This is a genomic window from Janthinobacterium sp. SUN206 (genome assembly GCF_030587305.1).
Lineage (GTDB): Bacteria > Pseudomonadota > Gammaproteobacteria > Burkholderiales > Burkholderiaceae_D > Janthinobacterium > Janthinobacterium kumbetense.
On sequence record NZ_JAPWIB010000001.1, the window covers coordinates 1,321,977 to 1,337,438 of the forward strand.

General features: G+C 62.8%; 13 protein-coding genes. 5 read left to right on the forward strand and 8 right to left on the reverse strand.

The window, feature by feature from the left end; genetic code table 11:
- Positions 1 to 14 precede the first annotated feature (14 nt).
- The 3 genes from O3300_RS05790 to O3300_RS05800 form a co-directional block, all read right to left on the reverse strand.
- On the reverse strand, positions 15 to 1,205 hold the full coding sequence (locus O3300_RS05790) for an acyl-CoA dehydrogenase family protein (RefSeq protein WP_305052366.1): 1,191 nt from the start codon (positions 1,203 to 1,205) through the stop codon (positions 15 to 17).
- 182 nt (positions 1,206 to 1,387) lie between these two features.
- Positions 1,388 to 1,738 (reverse strand): VOC family protein, encoded by a 351-nt coding sequence (locus tag O3300_RS05795; RefSeq protein ID WP_099667498.1) that lies wholly within the window; start codon positions 1,736 to 1,738, stop codon positions 1,388 to 1,390.
- Positions 1,739 to 1,835: 97 nt separating this feature from the next.
- Positions 1,836 to 2,423, reverse strand: coding sequence for a TetR/AcrR family transcriptional regulator (locus tag O3300_RS05800; RefSeq protein WP_305052367.1), 588 nt, complete (start codon positions 2,421 to 2,423; stop codon positions 1,836 to 1,838).
- Positions 2,424 to 2,575: 152 nt separating this feature from the next.
- On the opposite strand from O3300_RS05800, the gene O3300_RS05805 reads away from it, so the two are divergent.
- Positions 2,576 to 3,784, forward strand: coding sequence for an MFS transporter (locus tag O3300_RS05805; RefSeq protein ID WP_305052368.1), 1,209 nt, complete (start codon positions 2,576 to 2,578; stop codon positions 3,782 to 3,784).
- 12 nt (positions 3,785 to 3,796) lie between these two features.
- Here O3300_RS05805 and O3300_RS05810 read toward each other — a convergent pair whose 3' ends face one another.
- The 5 genes from O3300_RS05810 to O3300_RS05830 form a co-directional block, all read right to left on the reverse strand.
- Positions 3,797 to 5,386, reverse strand: a complete 1,590-nt coding sequence (locus O3300_RS05810; protein ID WP_305052369.1) for an aspartate:alanine exchanger family transporter — start codon at positions 5,384 to 5,386, stop codon at positions 3,797 to 3,799.
- Positions 5,386 to 5,619, reverse strand: coding sequence for a hypothetical protein (locus O3300_RS05815; protein ID WP_305052370.1), 234 nt, complete (start codon positions 5,617 to 5,619; stop codon positions 5,386 to 5,388). Before O3300_RS05815 ends, O3300_RS05810 begins: the two co-directional genes overlap by 1 nt.
- A gap of 11 nt (positions 5,620 to 5,630) precedes the next feature.
- On the reverse strand, positions 5,631 to 6,125 hold the full coding sequence (locus tag O3300_RS05820) for a hypothetical protein (RefSeq protein ID WP_305052371.1): 495 nt from the start codon (positions 6,123 to 6,125) through the stop codon (positions 5,631 to 5,633).
- 233 nt (positions 6,126 to 6,358) lie between these two features.
- Complete coding sequence (gene metE / locus O3300_RS05825; protein WP_305052372.1) at positions 6,359 to 8,644, reverse strand: 5-methyltetrahydropteroyltriglutamate--homocysteine S-methyltransferase; 2,286 nt, start codon at positions 8,642 to 8,644, stop codon at positions 6,359 to 6,361.
- A gap of 280 nt (positions 8,645 to 8,924) precedes the next feature.
- Positions 8,925 to 9,959 (reverse strand): LacI family DNA-binding transcriptional regulator, encoded by a 1,035-nt coding sequence (locus O3300_RS05830; protein WP_305052373.1) that lies wholly within the window; start codon positions 9,957 to 9,959, stop codon positions 8,925 to 8,927.
- A gap of 430 nt (positions 9,960 to 10,389) precedes the next feature.
- Between O3300_RS05830 and araD the strand changes: the two genes are divergently transcribed.
- The 4 genes from araD (at position 10,390) to O3300_RS05850 (ending at position 15,397) form a co-directional block, all read left to right on the forward strand.
- Positions 10,390 to 12,057 carry an L-arabinonate dehydratase gene (gene araD / locus O3300_RS05835; RefSeq protein WP_369812286.1) on the forward strand — a complete coding sequence of 556 codons (1,668 nt, stop codon included), beginning with the start codon at positions 10,390 to 10,392 and terminating at the stop codon, positions 12,055 to 12,057.
- A 37-nt stretch (positions 12,058 to 12,094) separates the two neighbouring features.
- Entirely contained in the window at positions 12,095 to 12,907 is an 813-nt protein-coding gene (locus O3300_RS05840; RefSeq protein ID WP_305052375.1) for an HpcH/HpaI aldolase/citrate lyase family protein, read from the forward strand.
- Between the two features lie 75 nt (positions 12,908 to 12,982).
- Complete coding sequence (locus O3300_RS05845; RefSeq protein ID WP_305052376.1) at positions 12,983 to 14,086, forward strand: ABC transporter ATP-binding protein; 1,104 nt, start codon at positions 12,983 to 12,985, stop codon at positions 14,084 to 14,086.
- A 48-nt stretch (positions 14,087 to 14,134) separates the two neighbouring features.
- Positions 14,135 to 15,397, forward strand: coding sequence for an ABC transporter substrate-binding protein (locus O3300_RS05850; protein ID WP_305052377.1), 1,263 nt, complete (start codon positions 14,135 to 14,137; stop codon positions 15,395 to 15,397).
- The last annotated feature ends 65 nt before the right edge of the window (positions 15,398 to 15,462 follow it).

The following is a 15,462-nucleotide window of genomic DNA, read 5'->3' on the forward strand; positions in this document are numbered from 1 at the left end:
CGTCTCCTTCTGGCTTACAGGCCCAGGATCATCTGCGTGATGATGTTTTTCTGGATTTCATTCGAGCCGCCATAGATCGATGTCTTGCGGTAATTGAAGTAATACGCGGCCAGCGGCGCGGCCAGGTCGTCGCCGGCGGCACTGTGCTGCGCGCCGCCATCGAGGAAAGCGGGATCGAAGGGCAAGGCTTGCGGGCCGATGGCTTCCACCATCAGTTCCGTCAGTTGCTGCTGCAGTTCCGAGCCGCGCACCTTCAGCATCGACGCCTGCGGTCCCGGCCCCTTGCCTTCATCGCTGATGACGCGCAAGACCGTCATTTCCAGCGCCATCAGTTCGATTTCCAGGGTAGCGACCTTGGCGGCGAAGGCGGGATCGTGCAGCAGCGGCGCGCCGCGCTTGGTTTGCTGCATGGCCAGTTGCTTGAGGAAAGTCAATTCGCGCTTGGAGCGGCCCACGGCGGCGATGCCCGTGCGCTCGTGCCCCAGCAGATACTTGGCATAGGTCCAGCCCTTGTTTTCCTGTCCCACCAGGTTGCTGACGGGCACGCGCACGTTGTCGAAGAAGACTTCGTTCACTTCATGCTCTTCATCGAGCATGATGATGGGACGCACGGTGATGCCCGGCGTTTTCATATCGATCAACAAGAAACTGATGCCTTCCTGCTTGCGCACCGTGCTATCCGTGCGCACCAGGCAAAAGATCATGTCCGCGTGCTGGCCCAGGGTCGTCCAGGTTTTCTGGCCGTTGACGATGTAATGGTCGCCGTCGCGCTGGGCCGTGGTTTTCAGGGAAGCGAGGTCGGAACCGGCGCCCGGCTCGGAGTAGCCCTGGCACCACCAGTCGTCGCAGTTGAGGATGCGCGGCAGATAATAGGCTTTTTGTTCGGCGTTGGCGAAGGCCATGATGACGGGCGCCACCATGTTGACGCCGAAGGGCAGGATGGGCGGCGTGGCGGCGCGCGCGCACTCGTCTTCCCAGATGTGGCGCTGCACGGCCGTCCAGCCCGTGCCGCCATGTTCGACGGGCCAGGCCGGCGCGGCCCAGCCTTGCTTTGCGACAATCTTGTGCCAGCGCACGTAATCGTCGCGGTTCAGGCGCAGATGCTGGCGCACCTTGCGCTGCAAGTCCGCCGGCAAATGGGTGTCGAGGAAGGCGCGCACCGTGTCGCGGAACGCCGTCTCCTCGGCCGTGTAATGCAGGTCCATGTCTGTCTCCTTGTTCTTATCGGTTGCCGTGATGACTGCACGCAAGGAAGCTCAGCGCACAAAAAAGCACGACCGTTCTCAATGATTGTACAACAGATTGGAAGCGGCGCCAGGGGTTTTACACAGGCTGGCGCGCAAGGGAAGCGGGTGGAATTGATTGCCTGCTGCCGCAGGCACTTCGCCTATATGTGCGACAGGATATTAATGAGCTTGCCGAAAGGGTCGCGCACGAAAAACCGCCTGACACCCCAAGGTTCATCGACAGGACCATATTCAATGGGAAACCCCGCCACACGCATGCGTGCCAATGCGGCATCCACGTCATCGACTTCTATGGAAAGGTCGGGCACAGCGGTGTTCGAGCCGCCTTGCGTCGCGAAGCTCACTTGCACGCTCATCTCGCTTTGCGAACCATACGTCATGATCCAGCCATGGTCCATCAACAGGCTCAGACCCAGCACATCCTCGTAAAACGTCCGCGCCAGGCCCGGATCCGACGCCGGGAAATTTGCAACGATACGCTTGACTTGCATATTTTTCCTCCATGTCTATATAAGTCCAACCCTGCTCAATATCGTCATCCACGTCTCCAGACGTGTCCGCTTCTGGCGAGATTGCCACTGTACACAATTACCTTTGAAGCAACATCCCCCGTAACAGCAATTCCAACGCTGCCACTCCTTTTATCAGGCGCGCATTGCCTTCCTCACCGTCTGCGATCCAGAACGCCGCTTCTGCCAGGCTGCCGTAGATCAACGAAGCCAATGCCTCTGGGCAAGCGTCGACCACGATGCCTTGCTGAATCAGCTGCTGGATAAGCTTTTGCATCGACTCGAGGCAATGGCGCTGCGAGTCCGGTGAGGCGCCGCCTAAAACCGCCCTGGCATCGCGTAAGACGATGCGCTGAATTTCCGGCTCCAGGGCCATCTCCAGATAGGCACGGCAGCGCTGGCGAAAGCCTTCCCACGAGTCTGCGGCGCTGTCGGAGATGGCTTGCAGGCGGCCATCCATTTCCGCATCGATCTGCTCCACCACGGCCAGCAGCAAGCCCTTCTTGTCGCCGAAGTGATGATACAGGGCGCCACGCGTCAGGCCTGCCTGCGCGGTCAGGTCGTCCATCGATGTGTCGGCATAGCCGCGCTCGCTAAACACTTTGCGGGCCGTGGCCAGCAACGATGCACGGGTTTCTTCCATTTCCACACGGGTGCGGCGAACCATTGCTCTCTCCTTACATACGCAGCGTATGATTATTTACATTCATTGCGTATGTATATATACTATTCATACGCGCTGTATGTATTATCACTTTGACGCCCCTTCGCTGCAAGCAGGGCGCCGTATATCGCATGATCACATGAAGGATATGAACCATGAGTACGTCTCCCCACGTTGCCACAGAAACCGCTGTCCGCCACCCATGGCTGGCGGTCGGCGCGGTCGGCATGGCCACGTTTTCGGTCGTGACGACGGAAATGCTCCCGGTCGGCCTGTTGACGCCGATTGCGGACACGCTGGACACCTCCACGGGAACCGCCGGCCTGATGATCTCGCTGCCAGCATTGCTGGCGGCCTTGTTCGCGCCGCTGGTCGTGGTCGCATCAGGAAACCTGGACCGGCGCAAGATTCTCTGTGGTTTGCTGACACTATTGGTGATCGCGAACATTGCCTCGGCCCTGGCGCAAAACATGGCGTGGATGCTGGCTGCCCGTGTTCTCGTCGGTTTTTGCATGGGCGGCATCTGGGCCATCGCCGGCGGCCTCGCTTCCCGCCTGGTTCCTGCCCGCTCGACCGGCCTGGCAACGTCGATCATCTTCGGTGGCGTGGCGGCCGCTTCCGTGCTGGGCGTGCCGCTAGGCGCACAAATCGGCGACGTTGCGGGATGGCGCTGGGCCTTCGGCGTCATGGCGCTGTTCAGCAGCCTGGTACTGGCGCTGCATCTGGCCTTCATTCCCGCCCTGCCCGCGGCCGGTTCGACGACCTGGCGCCAATTCGGCAAACAGCTGCGCAACAGGCAGTTGCAGGCGGGGCTGCTTCTGACTCTGTTGCTGGTGAGCAGCCATTTCATGGCCTTTACCTTCGTGCGCCCGCTACTACTGTCCGTGTCGGGGTTTGATACGCAATGGCTGGGCGCGCTGCTGTTTGCCTATGGCTGCGCGGGCATCATTGGAAACTTCCTGGTAGGCGTGGTTGCCGTGCGGCGCACAGCGACTACCATCATCGCCATCTCGGGCGGCCTGCTGCTCACGCCGCTGCTGTTTCTGGCGATCGGCGATTCCGGCATCGGCGGCGGCGTGGTGTTGCTGGCCTGGGGTTTGGCCTACGGCGGCGTATCGGTCGGCCTGATGACCTTGATGCTGAAGGCGGCGCCCGGAGCCGTGGAGATCGTCGCCGCGCTGTATGTCGGTGTCTTCAATATCGGCATTGCGCTCGGGGCGTGGACCGGTGGCCAGGCAGTGGACAGGCTGGGCCTCTCAGCCAACCTGTGGCTTGCCGCAGGATGCGCCGCAGCTGCCTTGCTGCTGGCTTTTGGCATCCGTTTTATTGAAGCCAACAAGCAACTCCGCCCTGCAAGCGATTGACGCTGGCCGCCATCACCCGTACAGATGCAGCAGCACCTGCACGGCCACGATCTTGACGATGGTCATGCTGGGGAAGATCATGGCGTAGCCCAGGTTCGGGCGGTCCGACTTGGCCAGGCGGTTGGCGAACACCAGTACGGCCGGGTTGCCCGTGGCGCCGGCCGCGATGCCCAGCAGCTCGGGAAACGGCAGGCGCAGGAATATCTTGCCCAGGATCACGACGAGGGCCACCACCACCAGCACCGTCACGGCCCCCAGCGCCAGCATGGGCAAGCCATCGGCGCCCACCTGCTGCACGAAGGGCAAGCCGGACGCCATGCCGACGGAGGCGAGGAAAATCGTCAAGCCATAGTTGCGCATGACCAAGTTGGCCGACAGCGGCAAGCGCCAGCTGATCTTGCCGACCCTGCCCAGGCGCCCCAGGATCAGCGCCATCACCAGCGGACCGCCCGCCAGGCCCAGGCTGAACGAACCGATCCACGGCAAGGGGATGGGCACCAGGCCCAGCAATACACCCAATACCATGCCCATGCCCAGCGACACATAACTGAACTCGGCCGTGGCCGTGATGGAATTGCCGAACAGCTTGCGCACGTCGGCCGCATGTTTCGCCGGTGCAATGGCCATCACCCTGTCGCCGAATTCCAGGGTCAGGAACGGGTGCGGCAGGATCATGGCGTCGCCACGGCGTATGAAGGCGATCTGCAGGGGAAAATCTTTCCCAAGATTCAGCTCGCCCAGGGGCACGCCGACGATTTCCGCATCCGATACGAACACTTCCGTGCCATCGAACGCGCTGCGGTCCTTCATCAGGCGGCCCGTATCCAGGTGGCCCAGCGCCGTGCGCGCCGCTTCCACGCCCGCCACCGTGCCCGACACCATCAGCGCATCGCCCACGCCGAGCACGAGGCCAGGATCGGGCAAGCGGTTCTGGTGGCCCTGGCGCACGCCGATCACTTGCACGCCCGCCAGGGGGCCATCGGCCAGTTCGGACAGGGCCGCACCCGCCAATTTGGCTTCATCGATGGTAATTTCGGACACGACGATAGGTGCCGGCGGCGGCGTCAGCACGGGTTTTAATATGCGCCCCGCCAGGTACAGGCCCAGCATGGGGCCGACGACGCCGAACGGATACGCGACGGCATAGCCGACGGCCGCGTCGCCATTGCCGTGCGACGCTTCCAGCGCCGCCTGCAGGGCGGCCGTGCTGGTCATGGCGCCGGCAAACACGCCGCTGGCCATGCGCAGCGAGATATCGATCCACTGCCCGCCCCAGACGGACACGGCCAGGCCTCCCATGACGGCGGCAAAGGCGATCAGGTTATGTTTCTGCCCCGCGCCGCGCAAGCCGGCGAAAAACTGCACGCCATACTGCACGCCTATGCCATACAGAAACAGCAGCAAGCCGATGGAGCCGACCATCGGCGGCGGCACGGCACCGGGAGCAAACGCGCCCAGCGCCAGCCCCGCGAACAGCACGCCGCCCACGCCCAGCGAAAAGCCGAACACGCTGATGCGCCCCAGCGCATAACCGGCGCCGATGACGAGAAACAGGGCGAGAATGGGCGTGGACTCCAGCGTGTGGCGAAATAATTGATGCATCAGGCAACCTTGGTCTGGGGAAGGCCCAGTTTAGCATGCACAAAAGCAACACGATGGCGATGATGGCAAGCAAGCGTGCGCAGCTTTCTGCATGTAAAACGGGCAAAAAAAAGCCCGCTGCGGGAGCGGGCTGAATCTAATTCCTGTGAGGAAGTAGAGGAGACAGGTGCAATGATGCCGCATGGCAACATATAAATCCAATTGCATGTTGTGATGATGGAAATATGTTTCATCAATATCTGACCTAAGCCGTTCCAAAAATGAGGAGTTTTCGATGCGATCGTTGTTCGCGCGTCACCAGCACGCGGGCTTGCTCCACGCTTACGCAAGTCTGCGGCGCAAACCCTGCCGGCACGGTCTGCGCATCGCGCGCGATGACTTGCGGATCATTGAGCACGTCATAGTCTGCACGCGTGAAAAACAGTTGCTCGATACCGCCGTCCCCCGCCGGCAACGGCTTGACGACGATGAGCGACCAATGGCCTTCATCCCCCAGAAATTGCTTTTGCTTCAGGAAGGCGTTGACGCGGTCTGCATGAGGCGCCGATTCGCTCAGCTCGCTCTGATAAAGACCCAGCGGGCACAGCGCCGTGCCGGCCGGCCACCCCATGTCGGGCAACGCTGCGACCGTGACCGGGCGCAACTGGGCCAGATGGCGGTCGAGCGGGTGCTTTTCCGCCGAGCAGGCGCCGAGCGCCATCAGCGCGAGCATGCCGGCGGCGCGTAACGGAGAAATCATCGGGCGGTTTCCTTCTTGAGGGTAGGATTACGTGACGGTATGGTAAGCGATCAGCCGATGGAAACGGGCAAAAAAAAAGCCCGCTACGGAAGCGGGCCGAATCTATTTCCTTGGAGGAGATAGAGGAGACAGGTGAATGATGCCGCATCGCAGCATCATTATCCAATTGCATGTTGTGATGATAGAAATACGATCCCGCTATATCTCTACAGGCCTCCCCTGCCCCGCCATCCTCAGACCTTGTCGCCGCGCAAGGTTTTCGCTGCCGCCACCATATTGGCCAGCGCGGGAATGACTTCTTTCCAGCCGCGCGTCTTGAGGCCGCAATCGGGGTTGACCCACAGGCGGTGCGCGGGGATGCGTTCGGCCGCCTTGCGCATCAGCTTGACCATCTGTTCCTGGCTCGGAATATTGGGCGAGTGGATATCGTAGACGCCGGGGCCGATTTCGTTCGGGTAGTTAAAATCATCGAAGGCATCCAGCAATTCCATGTCGGAACGCGACGTTTCGATCGTGATGACGTCCGCATCCATGTCGGCGATCTGCGCGATGATGTCGTTGAATTCCGAATAGCACATGTGCGTGTGGATCTGCGTTTCATCGGCCACGCCATTGGCCGTGATGCGGAACGATTCGACGGCCCAGCGTAGATACTCGGCCCATTGCGACTTGCGCAGCGGCAAGCCTTCGCGCAGCGCCGCTTCGTCGATCTGTATCACGCTGATGCCGGCCTGTTCCAGGTCCTGCACTTCGGCGCGCATGGCCAGCGCCAGCTGGTGGCACGACACGGAACGGGGCTGGTCGTCGCGCACGAAGGACCAGTTCAGGATGGTGACGGGGCCCGTCAGCATGCCTTTCATCGGCTTGTCCGTCAGCGACTGGGCATAGGTGCTCCACTCGACCGTCATGGCGCGCGGGCGGCTGATGTCGCCGAACAAAATGGGCGGCTTCACGCAGCGCGAACCGTATGATTGCACCCAGCCGAACTGGCTGAAGGCGTAGCCGTCGAGCTGTTCGCCGAAGTATTCCACCATGTCGTTGCGTTCCGCCTCGCCATGCACGAAGACGTCCAGGCCCAGGCTTTCCTGTTCCTGCACGCAATGGGCGATTTCCGCCTGCATCAGCTTTTTATAGCCGGCTTCATCCAGCTGCCCGCTGCGGAACTGGCTGCGGGCCTGGCGGATTGGCGCCGTCTGCGGAAACGAGCCGATGGTCGTCGTCGGGTACAGCGGCAGTTGCAGCAGCGCGGCTTGCTTGGCGGCACGCTCGGCATAGCCGCTGGCGCGCTGGCCCAGGCTGGCGTCGATGCGGGCCACGGCCACCTTGACTTGAGGATTATGCACGCGCGGCGACTGGCGGCGCGCTTGCACGGCCGCATGATTAGCATCCAGCGCCGCTTGCACGCAGGCGCGGCCCTGGTTCAGGGCGCCGGCGATGGTGTGTACTTCATCGAGCTTTTGACGGGCAAAAGCCAGCCAGGATTTGATCTCCGTGTCGAGCTTTTGTTCGCTGTCCAGGTCGACGGGCACGTGCAGCAGGGAGCACGACGGCGCGATCCACAGGCGCGACTGCAGCCTGGCGTGCACGGGTTCCAGCCACGCCAGCACCTCGTTCAAGTCCGTCTTCCAGATATTGCGGCCGTTCACCACGCCCAGCGACAAGACATTGGAACTTGGCAATTGGGCGATCACTTGCTCGACTTCCTCGCGGGCGTTGACGGCGTCCAGGTGCAAGCCCTGCACGGGCAGCGTGCACGCCAGCGCCAGATTGTCTTGCAGCTTGCCGAAATACGTGGCCAGCAGCAGTTTGACGCCGTTGACCTTGCTCAAGGCAGCGTAGGCCGTGACGAGCGCCTGCTGCCAGGCGCCGCCCAGTTCCGTGACGAGGATCGGCTCGTCGATCTGCACCCACTCCACGCCCTGCGCGGCCAGTTCCTGCAGCAGTTGCACGTAGACGGGCAGCAAGCCTTGCAGCAGCGCCAGCTTGTCGGAATCGTCCTTGGCCTTGCCCAGCCACAAATAAGTGACGGGGCCGATCAGCACGGGCTTGGCCTTCACGTTCAGCTGGCGCGCCTGCGCCAGTTGCTGCAACAGGCGGCTGCTGTCGAGCTTGAATTGTGTGCCGGCCGAAAATTCCGGCACGATGTAGTGATAATTGGTGTCGAACCATTTCGTCATTTCGCCGGCGTGGACGCAGCTGCAATCGCTGTCGCTGGCCGAGCGGCCGCGGGCCACGCGGAAATAGTTATCGAGCGCCGCGCCAGTCAGGTGGCGCACGCGCTGCGGCAGGTTGCCGAGGGTAAAGCTCAAGTCCAGCACCTGGTCGTAGAAGGAAAAGTCGCCGACAGGCGCCAGGTCCAGCGCGTCCTGGTCTTGCCAGTGGCGCTGGCGCAATTCGGCCCCCTGCCCTTCCAGCGCAGCCAAGGTGCTGCCGCCCTTCCAGTAATCTTCCAGGGCGAATTTCAATTCACGTTTGGCGCCGATGCGCGGGTAGCCCAGATTGTGTGTGGTGACGGTCATGGCGGTAGTGCCTCCTAGTGAAGTATGAATGCATCATAGTGGCTTTCATCCATGAAAAATAATGGTAAAACTTCATACATCCATTATTTTCACTCATGCGAATACATGCTCGAACACCGGCGGGGCAAAAAAAAAGCCCGCTGCGGGAGCGGGCTGAATCTAATTCCTGTGAGGAAGTAGAGGAGACAGATGAATGATGCCGCATCGCAGCATATCAAGCCAATTGCATGTTGTGATGATGGAAATATGATTCATCAATATCTGTCGCAGCCTGGGCATCTCAAGCGCTGGCCCGCGCGATCAGCTGGTAGGCCAGCGGCGCCAGGGCTGGCGGCGCGGCGCCCTCGTCCACTTCGCCCAGGCGCTGCAGGATGGCTTGCGCGGCCAGCCGGCCGATGTCATAGCGGGGCACGCGGATCGTCGTCAGCGCCGGCATGAGTTTTTCCGAGAACGGGAAGTCGCCAAAGCCCGCCACCGCGCATTGCTCGGGAATGCGGATGCCCAGGCGCGCCGCTTCATAGATGGCCCCGGCCGCCATGTTGTCGTTGGCAAAAAACAGGGCGTCGGGACGCTCGGCGCGCGCCATTTGCTCGCTGAATACTTGTCCGCCCGCATCGAGCGGCGCCGTCACCGACGCTTGCACGATTTCCGCACGCAAACCCAGCTGCTGCATGGTTTCCTCATAGCCCTGGGCCCGCTTGCGCGCGCGGAAATCGCTGCCGATGCCACTGTCGACGTAGACGATGCGCCGGTAGCCTTGCGCGTGCAAATACAAGGTCATGTCGCGCCCAGTGGCGATGTGCGAAAAACCGATTTGCGGATACGGCCGCTCGGGGCGGATATCCCACGTTTCGATGACGGGAATCTGCAAGCCGGCCAGCAAGATTTCCGTGGCGGCGCTGTGGTCGGCGCCCGTCAGCACCAGCGCGCGCGGCGACCAGCCGAGAAAGGCGCGCACCACCTTCTCTTCCGTCTCGATCGAGTAATCGTGGGTGGCCAGCAGCAACTGGTAATTGTGCTGCGACAAGGTGGTCGACAAGCCCTGGATGGTTTCCGCAAAGATGGAGTTCGATACGCTGGGCACGATGGCGCCCACGATGCGGCCCTGGGTCGACGCCAGACCGCCGGCCGCCTCGTTGCGGATGTAGCCGAGCTGGTCGATGGCGCTCTTGATGCGCTCGCGCGTTTCCTGCGACACGCGGTCCGGCTCCTTGAAATAGCGCGACACGGAAATGGCCGAGGTCTGTGCCAATTTGGCCACATCGAACACGGTGCTGCGGCCGAGGCCACGCCGCTTGCGTACTGGGTCGTTCATGGGTACTGCCTTCTCAAAAATCGGTGATCACCACGCATCATGCCATGGCCGGCGGCACAGGGGATGCCAGAGTGGCGCCGCTGCGCCGCTGCGTGCCGCGAGGCATGCCGGCCGGGCCGCAGAAGTTCCACCCTGGAAATTGGTGCCATTGAAATCATGCCGATAGTGTAATGGCTGCGCGCGGCAAGATGCCAGCCGGCGCGCAATCTCCCTGCATTAAATCTGTTGACAGCCCCTGGCGATTCAAATTATATTTCGCTGTACTTGTAATGTTAGCGCTAACAAAGGCGACAGGCAAGACCCGAGACAGCCGCACTGGAACGCCATACGCAGCGCGCCAGGCAACCAAAAAGGACACACATTGAGCTCCGCTACCTCCCGCCGCACGCTGGAATCCCTGCGCAGCCAGCGCTGGCTGGCCCCAGACGACATGCGCTCGTTCGCCCACCGCCAGCGCCTGCAGCAGATGGGCCTGCGCCGCGAGGAATTCCTCGACCGCCCCGTCATCGCCATCATCAATACCTGGAGCGACCTGTCGCCGTGCCACTCGCACCTGCGCGAACGGGCCGAAGCCGTCAAACGGGGCATCCTGCTGGCCGGCGGCTTCCCCGTCGAACTGCCGGCCCTGTCGCTGGGCGAAGTGATGGTCAAGCCCACCACCATGATCTACCGCAACTTCCTCGCCATGGAAACGGAAGAACTGCTGCGCTCGCTACCCATCGACGGCGCCGTGCTGCTCGGCGGCTGCGACAAGACGACGCCCGGCATGCTGATGGGCGCCATCAGCATGGACATCCCCGCCATCTTTTGTCCTGCCGGCCCCATGCTCAACGACCGCTACCGTGGCCAGAGCGTGGGCGCGGGCACGCATACCAAGAAATTCTGGGACGACTACGTGGCCGGCGACATCGCCAAGCCCGAGTGGATCAAGCTGGAAGCGAAGATGACGCGCTCGCCCGGCACCTGCAACACCATGGGCACGGCGTCCACCATGACGTCCATCGTCGAAGCGATGGGCTTTACCTTGCCGGGCGCCACCAGCATTCCCGCCATGGACGCCAACCACGTGCGCATGGCTTCGCAATGCGGCGAGCGCATCGTCGGCATGGTGTGGGAAGACTTGAAGCCGTCGCGCTTCTTCACCCGCGCCGCGCTGTCGAATGGCGTGGCGGCCTACATGGCGCTCGGCGGCTCGACCAACGCGGCCATCCACCTGGTCGCCATTGCCGGGCGCGCCGGCCTGGCCCTGTCGCTCGATGAAATGGATGCGATGGCGCAAAAAGTGCCCGTCATCGCCAACCTCTTCCCATCCGGCGACAAGCTGATGGAAGATTTCTTCTATGCGGGCGGCATGCCGGCCCTGCTCAAGGAAATCATGCCGCAGCTGGACTTGACGGCGCTGACGGTGACGGGCCGTACCTTGGGCGAGAACATCGCCGACGCCGTCTGCCTGGACGACAGCGTCATCCGCAAGGTGTCGCAGTCGGTGGCCGACGGCGCGGCGCTGGCCGTGCTGCGCGGCAACCTGTGTCCCGGCGGCGCCGTCATCAAGCCGTCGGCCGCCAATCCGAAGTTCGCCAAACACCGGGGACGCGCTCTCGTGTTCGACTCGAACGCGGAAATGCTGGCGCAGATCCACGCGCCCGACCTGGATATCGATGAAAACACGGTCTTGATCCTGCGCAATGGCGGCCCCATCGGCGCGCCCGGCATGCCGGAATGGGGCAATCTGCCCGTGCCGAAAAAGCTGCTGCAGCAAGGCATACGCGACATGGTACGCATCTCCGACGCGCGCATGAGCGGCACCCATTACGGCACTTGCGTGCTGCACGTCACGCCGGAAGCGGCCGTCGGCGGCCCGCTGGCCCTCGTGCGCAACGGCGACATGATCGAACTGGACATCGCCGCGCGCAGCCTGAACATGGATGTGACGGACGAGGAACTGGCGCGCCGCCGCGCCGAGTGGCAGGCGCCGGCGCAAAAATATGCGCGCGGCTACACCAAACTGTACATGGAGCACGTGACGCAGGCGGACCAGGGCTGCGACCTGGACTTCTTGCTGGGCAACGCCGCCACGCCGGAACCGCCGATTTTCTGACGCCGCCGCCTTCCCTACCTATATAGAGAGCACAACTATGGATATCCTGGACAACCCTTTCCGCGCCTTGCTGGCGGACAACGCAGTACCGCTGGGCAGCTGGCTGATGGCCGGCACGCCCGTCACGGCCGAAGCCATGGGCTGCGCCGGCTTCGACTGGCTGGTGCTGGACATGGAACACGTGCCCATCGACTATCAGGACGCCTACCAGATCCTGCAGGCAGTCGGCGGCACGCCGGCCTGCCCCGTCGTGCGCCTGGCCTGGAACGACCTGGTGCAGATCAAGCGCGCGCTCGACATCGGCGCGCAAACCCTGATGTTCCCGTTCGTGGAAAACGCCGCCGAAGCGCGCAGCGCCGTGGCCGCCACCCGCTATCCACAACCGGGCCAGGCCATTCCCGGCACGCGCGGTTTTGCCGCCATGCACCGCGCCAGCCGCTATGGCACCGTGCCCGACTACGCGACGCGCGCCAACGGCGCCGTCTTCTCGATTATCCAGCTGGAAACCCCGGCCGCCCTGGCGCAGCTGGAAGAGATCGCCGCCGTCGATGGCGTCGACGCCCTGTTCGTGGGACCTGGCGACCTGTCGGCCGCCATGGGCCATATCGGCAATATCGGCCACCCGGACGTGCAGGCGGCCATTGCCGACGCGGCCCGCCGCGCCCGCGCCATCGGCAAACCCATCGGCATTGTCGGCCCATCGCCGGAAATGGTGCACACTTTCATCCATTACGGCTATGACTACGTGGCCATCGCCTCGGACATGGGCATGATGATGCGCCAGGCCAACGCCTTTATCACGGCCCTGAAACCGTCGCTGGCGAAAGCCCTCGACACGGGCGCCTACTAATTGTTCTGTTGCAACACACTGTTGCAACGCACATAACGCGCTCAGACGCGTCATTCGCATCTTTTGGAGACAAGCATGTCAGGTGTAAAACTGGAAAAGGTTGTCAAGAAGTACGACAACGGCGTCGAAGTCATTCATGGCATCGACCTGGAAATCAAGCAAGGCGAATTCGTCGTCTTCGTGGGCCCTTCGGGTTGCGGAAAATCAACACTGATGCGCATGGTCGCGGGCCTGGAATCGATCACGGGCGGCACCATCTCCATCGAGGGACAGGTCGTCAACGACTTGCCGCCGCGCGAGCGCGATATCGCCATGGTGTTCCAGGACTATGCGCTGTATCCGCACAAGTCCGTGTTCGACAACCTGGGTTTTGGCTTGAAACTGCGCAAGTTCCCCAAGGCGGAAATCGAACAGCGCGTGCGCGCCGCCGCCACCATCCTGAAAATCAACCATTTACTCGACCGCAAGCCGCGCGCCCTGTCCGGCGGCCAGCGCCAGCGCGTGGCCATGGGCCGCGCCATCGTGCGCCAGGCCAAGCTGTTCCTGTTCGATGAGCCGCTGTCGAACCTGGACGCCCTGCTGCGCTCGGAAATGCGCACGGAAATCAAGAAATTGCACCAGCGCATAGGCGCCACCACCATTTACGTCACGCATGACCAGGTCGAGGCGATGACCCTGGCCGAGCGCATCGTCGTGCTGTCCGGCGGCAACATCATGCAGGTCGGCACGCCGGACCAGATCTACAACGAACCCGTGTCGAAATTCGTCGCCGGCTTCACGGGCTCGCCGCCGATGAACTTCCTCGGCGCCAAGGTGGCGCGCAACGGCACCGGCCAGGCCGAGATCGTCCTGGGCGCGGCGCGCCTGGCCCTGCCGCTCGAGCGCCAGGCCGCATGCGGCAAGCTCGACGGCCGCGCAGTGGAATTCGGCATCCGCCCGGAAGACATCACACTGGAAGCGGCCAGTCCCGCCAGCGCCGCCCTGGCCGCGACAGTCGTGGTGGTCGAACCGCTGGGCGCGGAAACCCTGGTCATCTTCCAGTGCGAAGGGGGCGAATTGACGGCGCGCCTGCCGCCCACCTTCGCCCTGGCGCCGGGACAGCAAGTAACGGTACAGCTGGACATGGAGAAATTCCATCTGTTCGATCCGCAAGGGGGCGCGGTACTGCCCTCCCGATAAGCCGCGAACGACCGGCATACCCATTCCAAAAAAACAGGAGACAACATCATGCGTATCAAATCCCTCGTCCTGGCGCTCGGCGCCACTTTCGTCCTCGCCACCGGCTTGGCCACCAGCGCCCACGCGCAAACGGTCAAGGTGTTCGTCGGCGGCCAGGAGCGCCCCGAAGTCATGCGCGAACTGTTCGCCAAGTTCATGGCCGCCAATCCCGGTGTCAAGATCGACCTGGAAACGGGCGGCGCCACGTCCGAATTGCAGCAGAAATACCTGAACACGGTGCTGTCGGCCGGCGATACCACCCTGGACGTGTTCCTGATCGATATCATCCGCCCGGCCCAGTACGCGTCGGCCGGCTGGATCGAAAGCCTGGATAAATACCTGGGCGCCGACCGCGACAAGATCATGGGCCAGTACCTGCCCGCCTACAAGCAAGCGAATATGGTCGACAACAAGGTCGTGGCCCTGCCCGCCTTTGCCGACGCCATGTTCCTCTATTACCGCAAGGACTTGCTGGCCAAGTACAAGCTGGCGGCGCCGAAAACCTGGGATGAGCTGGCCAGCGTGGCGCGCACCATCCAGGCCGGCGAAAAGAATCCGGAATTGCAAGGCATCAGCTTCCAGGGCAAGGCCATCGAAGGCGCCGTCTGCACCTTCCTGTTGCCGTACTGGAGCCAGGGCGGCGAACTGGTCACCAACGGCAAATTGACCCTGGACAAGCCCAAGGCGGAAGCGGGCCTGGCCATGTGGCGCAAGCTCGTCGACCAGGGCGTGGCAAAGAAAAACATTGCCGAAGTGGCCACCGACGATACGCGCAAGGAGTTCCAGGCAGGCAATGTCTTGTTCGCCGTCAACTGGGGCTATGCCTGGAACCACTTCCAGGATGGCGCCGACAGCAGCGTGAAAGATAAAGTCGGCGTCGTCAGCCTGCCGGCCATGGCGGGCGGCAAGCCGGCCTCGTGCATCGGCGGCTGGCAGTGGGCCGTGTCCTCGTTCTCGAAGAACAAGGAGGCGTCCGCCAAGCTGGTGCGCTGGCTGTCGAGCCCGGAAGTGTCGAAGCAGCTGGCCCTCAAGGCGTCCAACCTGCCCGTCTACCCCTCCGTCTACCAGGACAAGGAAGTGCTGGCCGCCAATGGCTGGTTCGCCGATGCCTTGCCGGTGGTGCAAAGCGCCCGTTCACGTCCCGTCACGCCGCGCTACAGCGAAGTGTCCGAAGCCGTGCGCGTCAACACGAATGCCGTGATGGCGGGCGTGAAAACGCCGGCGGCGGCCGTGGGCGAAATCGAAAACCGGGTCAAGCGCATCCTGCGCTAAGGAGACCGAACCCGTGCCGCCACGACGGCGGCGCGGGCGGCACACGCATACGCACACCGCAACAG